Annotated in this window: 7 protein-coding genes; 3 read left to right on the top strand and 4 right to left on the bottom strand. The window is 64.7% G+C overall.

Features of this window, described 5'->3' with window-relative positions:
• Positions 1–221: 221 nt before the first annotated feature.
• The 3 genes from COA07_RS17425 to COA07_RS17415 form a co-directional block, all read right to left on the bottom strand.
• Positions 222–746 carry a hypothetical protein gene (locus tag COA07_RS17425; RefSeq protein WP_245842225.1) on the bottom strand — a complete coding sequence of 175 codons (525 nt, stop codon included), beginning with the start codon at positions 744–746 and terminating at the stop codon, positions 222–224.
• A gap of 141 nt (positions 747–887) precedes the next feature.
• Positions 888–1532, bottom strand: coding sequence for a hypothetical protein (locus COA07_RS17420; protein WP_066711844.1), 645 nt, complete (start codon positions 1530–1532; stop codon positions 888–890).
• Positions 1529–1801, bottom strand: coding sequence for a PadR family transcriptional regulator (locus tag COA07_RS17415; protein WP_083956941.1), 273 nt, complete (start codon positions 1799–1801; stop codon positions 1529–1531). Before COA07_RS17415 ends, COA07_RS17420 begins: the two co-directional genes overlap by 4 nt.
• 614 nt (positions 1802–2415) lie before the next feature.
• On the opposite strand from COA07_RS17415, the gene COA07_RS17410 reads away from it, so the two are divergent.
• From COA07_RS17410 to COA07_RS17400, 3 genes are read left to right on the top strand one after another with little or no spacing between them, the layout of a single operon-like run.
• A complete protein-coding gene (locus COA07_RS17410) occupies positions 2416–4701 on the top strand; it encodes a TonB-dependent receptor (RefSeq protein ID WP_066711843.1) in 2286 nt (761 codons plus the stop codon).
• Positions 4698–5261, top strand: coding sequence for a hypothetical protein (locus COA07_RS17405; protein WP_066711842.1), 564 nt, complete (start codon positions 4698–4700; stop codon positions 5259–5261). Before COA07_RS17410 ends, COA07_RS17405 begins: the two co-directional genes overlap by 4 nt.
• Positions 5258–6754, top strand: a complete 1497-nt coding sequence (locus COA07_RS17400) for a PepSY-associated TM helix domain-containing protein (protein ID WP_066711841.1) — start codon at positions 5258–5260, stop codon at positions 6752–6754. The genes COA07_RS17405 and COA07_RS17400 overlap by 4 nt, the downstream gene beginning before the upstream one ends.
• Before the next feature lie 125 nt (positions 6755–6879).
• On the opposite strand, the gene COA07_RS17395 is transcribed toward COA07_RS17400, so the two are convergent.
• Positions 6880–6981: transposase domain-containing protein (locus COA07_RS17395; protein ID WP_141396567.1), on the bottom strand; the 102-nt coding region annotated here is incomplete at its 5' end.

The raw sequence follows: 6981 nt of genomic DNA, 5'->3' as shown, positions 1-6981 counted from the left end.
ATCACGGACCCGCACGCCCGGCCGGAACGCCTCGGCCAGGATCTCCAGCTTCTCCGCGTCCGCCCAGCTCCGTCGGCCCGATACCCGGCCGACCACCTCCACACGACCAGTCGTACGAGCGCTCGTATGACCAGTCTCAGAACCGAAAACTTCCCGCACCGCCCGCGCCCTCGTCAAAGACGATAAGCATCCCGGCTACGGCCAAACGGGCAAGGCGGCCCTCAGGCCACGCTTACGTGGAAGTTGCGGACGAACGGCTCTCCCTTGTCGGTGAGGCCCGCCGCAGACTCGGTCATTTCGTTGCCGTTCGCCGACACGATGTAGATGCGCACCGATCCCAGCCTCTTCGCTTTCGCGATATTGAGTACGAGCACATTGGGTGTCGGCGTCATCACAGCCACGCTGTCCGCCTCGCTCGTTTCTCCCTCGCTGGGCGCCATCGTTCCATCCGGACGATAAGATGCCGCCATGTGCCGGACGTGGCCGTCCTGACCGGTGATGTCGACGACCATCCGCCACTTGCCCTCACCAATGTCCTGAAAGCTGTAGACGACCCGCCTGGGAGGCGGTCCATAGGTGCTGGGCATGCGCGTCAGGTCCAGTTCCCATCGCCCCATGAAAGGCGACGGTGCTGCTGCTTCTGATCGAACGCGTTCCGGTTGGGCAGCCGCTTCGCTGGCGAGGCCTGCGATCGTCGCTGCAGCGGCCAGAAATATAGTTGAGCGATGCAAAGGCAAACGCAGCATGCAACCTCTCCATGGATAGCCGAGGCATCGCCTCAGCGTGGGCAATGGCTGTGGTGGGCAGCGCAGGCGCGCCTTCACCGTCTCCGGGATCATGACCCCGAAGCTTCGCATTCGATCGTCCATCGTTCGTCGGCTAGAGGATCAGCCGGGATGCTCGGTTAGAGCGAAGCGGTGAAGCTCGGCGTGCCGACGCATGATGACCAAGAGGATGGCCAGTTCGATTCCGACGACGCAGCCCTGCATGAGCGCCTGACGGCTATCGAGGAAGAATACTCCCATGAAGATGACGAGCGTGGTCATTCCGGCCAGCGTCCACAGCGACCAGCGAAGCGCGCTGGACCAGTCGCGTTCCAGCAGCGACCATGCGAGCCGCAGGTGCCCGGCCCCAGCCATGAGTTGAATGAACGCCATTGCCGGAATGGCTCCCAGATAGGTGGGGCGCAGCAACGCCTCATGGGAACCGCCGACGAGGAGCGCACCCGGAAGGCCATGCTGATCGGGATAGAGATAGGGGAAGCCCAAGACCGCGCAGCCGATCTCGATCGTAGCCATCGGAACCATGATGCCCAGCGCGACGGCATAGCTGGTGAGGACGAACCGTCCTGTCGCGCTGCCCAACATTTCCCGCCACGCCGCAATGAGACAACCCGCCGCAAAGGATAGTCCCTGCCCCTCGGCGGCTGCGGCATGATATTCGGCCTTCATCGCCTGGGACCAGGTTTGACGGTCCTCGCCCATGCACGCGGTGGCGATCGCCATGATCGCCTGGGACAATGACATCCTCATGTCAGCATCTCCTTGCCGGAAAGTGCCGCGTCGCCGCTGGTCAGTTCCATCGCCAGCGCGAAACCGTTCGCGGTCAATCGATAGACATGGCGGGGCGGGCGCCCGGGTTGCGCAGGCTCGCGCCATTCGGCCTGGACCAGCCCGTTGTCGCTCATCCGCATCAGGAGGGGATATAGCGTGCCCGACGACAACCCCGTGTCCTTCAGCAGGTCATAACCGTGGCGCCATTCGCTGCGCTGCTGCGACAGGACCGCGAGAAGGAGGCGCATCTGTTTCGAGGGTTGCCTGTTCCGTGCCATGCCGAATGACAACATATGTAGAATTAAGAGTCAACGGGATTTGTCTGTTGCTTGTGCGAGGCAGCCAGAGTTCGGAATGCTGGCGGAGCGCGGGGTTCCGCATGGGCGGCTACCCTGAAGCTGAACGAATGTCGCATATCAAGACGCGTGCGAGAGGCTGCGGATGACCATTTGTGGGTCATAGCGGCTGAGCCACCGATCGCGGCGTGGTCGACCTTGGCCGCTCACCGTGCCAGTCGCGCTTCCGAAACGCGCCGCCTGGGGCGGCTGCGGCCTTCCCGTTTCTCCGTCTTCACGGGGCAATTTCGGGAAAATGCATTTGGGAACAGATTTCGGGAAAGCGGCTCCCGAAGACTTCCGTCAGCACGATCGTCGCGGCGGGATTCCCGTCACGGGCTCCCAAACGGGACGGGACCGCCAACCTTGAGGTGTCATTCCGCCCGCAACCGTACCGGCCACCAGCGGAGCGGTTGCGGGCGATTCTGACACTCGGGGGTAGGGAAAACACCGCCAAGCAAGCGGGAATAGTTTGCTATTGATTATCATTAAGGCGGTTTGTAGCTCCGTTCGAAAAAGGGGCTACAATGAGACTGATCGCTTACCTGCTCTGCACCAGCACACTGCTCGCTGCGACACCCTGCCTTGCGCAGGAGGTGCCCGTGTCCCCGCAAGAAGCGCAACCGGATGACATCATCGTCACCGGCGAGAAGTCGAACCGGACGCTCCAAGAGACGACGACCAGTGTCGCAGTCACGACGCCTGAGCGCATTAGGCAGGAGAACATTCTGACGATCCAGGATGTCTACAATCGCACCGCCAACGTCTCGGAAACCTACGGCTCCGCCGGCTTCACCATCCGCGGGATCAACAATCAGGGCGTGGGTGCGGGCGGCAATGCGGACACGGCGACTGTGTACGTGGACGGGGCGCCCATCCCTCGCCAGGCATTGTTCGGCGGTCCTACCGACCTTTGGGACATCGATCAGGTTGAAATCCTGCGCGGGCCGCAATCCACTATCCAAGGCTTGAATGCGCTGGCCGGTGCCATCGTGCTGACTACCCGCGATGCGTCCACAACCGATTACAGTGCGGATGGCCGCATCCTGTGGACGGACCGCAACGATCGCACCTTCTCGGCCGCGGCAGGCGGCCCGCTGATCCGCGACGAGCTGGGCATCCGCCTGTCGGCCGAACGTCGAGCCGATCGCGGCATCATCCGCAACGTCACGCGAGGCGGTTATGACGACAGCCTGCGCACGCTCAACCTGCGAGGCAAGGTCCACTGGACGCCGCAGGCGCTGCCCGGCCTCGATGTAAAGGCGAGCTACAATCGCGTACGGCGCGATGGCGGCTATCTTTACGAATACACCAACATCAATACGCCGGACTTCTACGATCACCGGCGCTCGACCAGCGACCAACCCATTCGTGGCTATATCCGGTCCGACATCGCGGTGCTGAATGTAGGCTACGAGATCGCCCCCCGCCTGCGCTTGTCGAGCGTCACCTCGTTCAATCGCACTGCAACACTGGCCCAGACCGATGCGGACGGCACGGTCGCCGACGTGCAGTTCATCAGCAACGACAGCCGTTACCGCACCTGGACGCAGGAACTCCGCCTCAATTACGACGGCGAACGACTGAGCGGCGTGCTGGGTGCCTGGGCCTATCGGCGTTCCGGCGGGCTCGACGCCAACAACCGCCTGAACATCGCGACGCCCGCCACCACGATCGTAGGACTTTTGCAGAGTGGGGGTTTCCCGGCCGCCGCTGCAAGGCAGATCGCAACGGCCTATGCCACTGCGCTGCCACAGATACCGGTCCGCTATATCGCCGATCAGCCCTTGCTCGTCAGGAACGCCGCGCTGTTCGGCGATGGCCGCCTGCGCGTGACCGATCGCCTCTCGTTTCTTGCCGGTTTCCGCTACGATCACGAAGACAACCGCTACGGCGCGGAGACGATCGCCACCTTCAACGGTACACTGCCGAGCCCGGCCGCGTTCGGCGCGGCTGGCACGCCGCTCAACCTGGCGGTGACCGCGATCAACCGGGGCGTGCTTGGCCTGGTCGCGCAGGCGGCATCAGCGCGGGCCAGCAACGCCCGCAGCTTCGACGCCTTCCTGCCGAAGGCCGGCGTCAGCATGGAGTGGACGCCGGACCTGACCACGGCCTTCACCGTGCAGCGCGCCTACCGCTCGGGTGGGTCCAGCCAGAACCCGGCGCGCGCGACGCTCGTCGCCTATGATCCGGAATATAGCTGGAACTACGAGGGATCGCTGCGTTCGCGCTGGCTGGGCGGCAGGCTGACGGTCAATGCCAACATTTTCTACGTCGATTGGAAGGACCAGCAGACGACTGCCTTCTTCGGCCTCAACGCCTACGACTACAATACGGTGAACGCCGGCAAGTCGCACCTCTATGGCGGGGAGTTGGAGGTGCAGGGCCGCCTCAATCGCATGTTCGACGCCTATGCCTCGGCCGGCTACGTCCGGACCAAGTATGATCGCTTCGATCTGCCAACGGGTTCGACCAGCACGGTCAATCTGGCGGGATCGCAATTCCCCTATGCGCCCCGCTGGACGCTCGCGGCCGGGATCAACGGCCGCGTCGGTGCCATCGTCGGCAACATCAACGCCAACTATCGCAGCGCCGTCTTTACTGATGTCGGGACCGCGCAGAACCAGGCACGTGTGTCCGGCCGCACGGTGGTGAACGCCCGGCTCGGCTATGATGCCGGTCGCTGGACGGTGTTCGCCTTCGCGCGGAACCTGCTGGACGAGGACTACCTCCAGTACCGCACCCCCGACGGTCTTCGCGGCATCGTCGGCGATCCGCAGACGTTCGGTGCCGGGCTGGAACTGCATCTGTGACAGCCCTAGCCGCGCTCGTCGCCGTCATCGGTGGACTGGCCGGTGCCGCGCTGCTGCGGCGCGCATGGGCGGATCGGCAGCGTGAGCGTGCCGGCCTGATGGCGGGCGGATGGGCGGTGCTCGCGGGCACCGTCCTGCTTGATGCGGTGTGGGCCGGCTGGGTCAAGGGAAGCGCGCTTGCCGTGGCCGGGATCGGTCTGGCTGCGTTAATCGTCGTGATCCAGGGGCGAACAGTCCGGGCAGCGCGTGCAGGGCGAAGCGCGAGCCTTGCGCCCGAGCCGCTTGAAGGGCCATCGAAAGCGTGGCGCGGCTGGCTGAAGGCGCTGTTGGCAGGGCCGCTCGGCATGACGGCCGCCATGGGGATCGCGTTCTGCTACGCGACCTGGGCACCTGGCGATCCACGAACCCGGATCATCGTCGGCGGCTTGCTTATGCCGGTAGTCTGGGCACTCGCTATGACCTGGACGCTCGCCGATCAGCGGCTCCTCCGCTCGCTGGCGGTGCTCCTTGGAACGACCGTCGCCGGCTTCACACTGGCAGCAATACGGGGCCTGGTATGAACAACGGCGTCAAACAGGATGCGCCACGTGGTTGGCCGTTGTCGCCGGCTACCGTGCGGGCGGTGCTGAGCGGCCACGGCATCCTCGGCCTCGCCTTCGCCGCCATCATATATCTCGTCTGCCTGACGGGCACGCTGGCCGTCTTCGCCCATGACATAGCGCGGTGGGAGCAACCCGATGCGCCCTCAATCACGGCGTTTGCTCCTGGTGCGCTCGACCGAGCCGTCCGATCCGCGCAGGTCAACGGACCGGCTCATGCAACGCTGTACGTCGCGCTGCCTTCGATGGAAGAAGCAGAAGCCAGCATCACCGCCTATACGCCCGCGCTCCACCGCGAATGGGCGGCGGACCGGAACGGCACCCTGACCGAGCGGCGCACCCCCATCGCCGACTTCCTCATCGATCTGCACGTCGCGCTGCACCTGCCGCGCGCCTGGGGCGGTTTCATCGTCGGCCTGACCGGGGTGGCGCTGCTCTCGTCGCTGATCTCCGGCATCCTTGCGCATCCGCGCATTTTCAAGGATGCCTTCCACCTGCGACGGGGCGGCGCGCGACGGTTGCAGGAAGCGGACATGCACAACCGCCTCGGCATCTGGGCGCTGCCATTCCACGTCGCCATCGCGCTGACCGGCGCGTTGCTGGGCCTCAGTACACTGATCGTCGGCGTCCTGGCGATGCTCCTCTACCGGGGCGACACGGCGAAGGTCTACGGACTGTTCACGGAAGCGCCGCCCGCCATCAACGCCGTGGCGGCACCCTTGCCGCCGCTGGAGCCGTTGCTTGCCGAGGCGCGGCGTCGCAGCGGTCGCGCAATGCCACACCAGCTCATCATTGAGCGCGCGGGGCGTGCTGATGCCCGCATCACCGTCTCCTCGGAACGTGAGCGTCTACTGGTGCCGCAGGATACGGCCATCTTCGACGTGCAGGGCAGGGTCGTAAAGGATCAGCATCCGGCGGACCTGGTGCTCGGAACCAAGATGCTAGGGGGTATCGGCCAGCTTCATTTCGGATGGTTCGGCGGTCTGCCGGTACGGCTGCTCTACGGTTTACTGGGGCTGGCGCTTTGCATTGTCACGTCGAGCGGCGTGACGATCTGGCTCGCACGGCGTCGCGATCGAGGCCGCGCCGTACCGCTGTGGGAGCGTTTATGGGCGGGCATCACATGGGGCCAACCGCTGGCCTTGGCGCTGGTAGGTATCTTCGGGCTCTTCGCTCCGGCGCAAGGCAGCCTCTTGGTTTGGGTCTGGCTGGGGACAACGGCGGGCTCGATCATCATCGCCGGGGCCGCGAGAGGATTTGACGCGTCGAACGGCGCCGTGAGAGTTCGTCATCTGGTTGCAGCCAGCACCCTTGCGCTTGCTTTGGTCTACCTAGTCACCCGCCAGATAGGCTTGTCAGGAATGGCTGTGGAGCTTGCGTTGCTGGTAGGCGTCGGCCTGTTGTTACGCCATCCGCCTACCAAACACCGGCGGGAAGGACAGGCCGCCAGGTAACGGCGGGTGCTTCGCGCTCCGCCCTCCCCGCCCGGATCGATGCCGGGTCACAACCGAACGGTTGTGACACCTAGGCCTGAGGGCTTCACTTTCTCACTTCGTAAGCGTCCGGTGACGGCGTCACCTCAAACGGGCCGGTAGTTCCACGGCAGCAGTTCAGCGACCCGTCGGGCCGGATGGTCGGCGATACGGCTGATGGTGTCGGCCAGCCAGGCCTCGGGGTCGAC

The sequence above is a fragment of the Sphingomonas adhaesiva genome (assembly GCF_002374855.1).
In the GTDB taxonomy this organism is placed as follows: Bacteria; Pseudomonadota; Alphaproteobacteria; order Sphingomonadales; family Sphingomonadaceae; genus Sphingomonas; species Sphingomonas adhaesiva.
The sequence above is the reverse complement of the archived record's forward strand: the minus strand, read 5'-3'. Positions and strand labels throughout refer to the sequence as shown.

Excerpts from the sequence above, each read along its gene's own strand:
- COA07_RS17425 (WP_245842225.1), bottom strand. The coding sequence starts at position 746 with ATGCTGCGTTTGCCTTTGCATCGCTCAACTATATTTCTGGCCGCTGCA.
- COA07_RS17420 (WP_066711844.1), bottom strand. The coding sequence starts at position 1,532 with ATGAGGATGTCATTGTCCCAGGCGATCATGGCGATCGCCACCGCGTGC.
- COA07_RS17410 (WP_066711843.1), top strand. The coding sequence starts at position 2,416 with ATGAGACTGATCGCTTACCTGCTCTGCACCAGCACACTGCTCGCTGCG.
- COA07_RS17415 (WP_083956941.1), bottom strand. The coding sequence starts at position 1,801 with ATGCGCCTCCTTCTCGCGGTCCTGTCGCAGCAGCGCAGCGAATGGCGC.
- COA07_RS17400 (WP_066711841.1), top strand. The coding sequence starts at position 5,258 with ATGAACAACGGCGTCAAACAGGATGCGCCACGTGGTTGGCCGTTGTCG.